Origin of the sequence: Xanthovirga aplysinae, assembly GCF_009711365.1 — a bacterium.
Lineage (GTDB): Bacteria > Bacteroidota > Bacteroidia > Cytophagales > Cyclobacteriaceae > Xanthovirga > Xanthovirga aplysinae.
Window position 1 is genome coordinate 1 of sequence record NZ_SMMB01000259.1, and the last position, 887, is coordinate 887.

Consider the following 887-nt stretch of genomic DNA (forward strand, 5'->3'; position numbering starts at 1 on the left):
GTTTCCTCAATCACCTTAATTGTGCCCTCTTTACTTTCAATAATAACAATCATTCGCCATTCCTCTTTCTCAAAACTACAAACTGAGACCCTAACACATGTTAAAGAAAAATTGCATCAGGCTTATGTCGAAGAAATAAAAACAAAAAATGAGCTACCGTCTGATTTTGAGATTAAGCTTGTACAAATCCCTAAGAGAAATATCCTGGCCATTTACTACATCCTTGTTATTGGACTCATGTGCTTAGGAGTGTGCTTAGCCATTTGGTTGATACTTTAGATTTACTTTCTTTTACCAACATAATTTATACTTAAAGAATTTGAACTTTGCACGTTAAGAAATTCTAAATTCTATAAGAAGGAAAAATATTTTTGAAAACAATTTTATTTTGATCCAGTAAATATTTAAAACCATTTGGGGGCTTTTTTGCTTTGAACTCCAAGTTAATTTACCCCATTTGAAGTTATTTCCAGTTCCATAACATAATATCCCATTTTTCTCCCAATTCTGAATTATACTGTAAAATAGTTTTAAACCCTATCTTTTCGTGTGCACGAATAGATCTCCTATTTCTTGTAGCCACCTCAGTTATCACATAAGTAAAATCATCGGACATCTGTTTTTTAAGGCCCTCATATAAGCGATAAAAAATACTTTTTCCTCTAAATTCTTTGGCAATACAAACCTGCCCCATAACAAAGTAATTGGCATCTTTTAGGGGCGTTCCCTCAAAAGAGAGTTCGTCAATTTTACAAAACATAGGAAGAAGCACTGGGATTTCTTCAGAAAACTTTTTTAGCATCACCAAGACGTATCCTATTACTTCTTCATCAACTTTAGCCACAATATGCTGATACTCTTCATTTAATTCTTTTAAAAGAGCTAAA

General features: G+C 32.6%; 2 protein-coding genes. One reads left to right on the forward strand and one right to left on the reverse strand.

Annotation, left to right across the window (positions count from 1 at the left end; translation table 11 throughout):
* On the forward strand, positions 1 to 279 hold a 279-nt coding region (locus E1171_RS24045), incomplete at its 5' end, for a hypothetical protein (RefSeq protein WP_222931299.1).
* A gap of 184 nt (positions 280 to 463) precedes the next feature.
* Here E1171_RS24045 and E1171_RS00645 read toward each other — a convergent pair.
* Positions 464 to 887, reverse strand: a 424-nt coding sequence (locus E1171_RS00645; protein WP_155203092.1) for a GNAT family N-acetyltransferase, incomplete at its 5' end; no start/stop codon positions are given.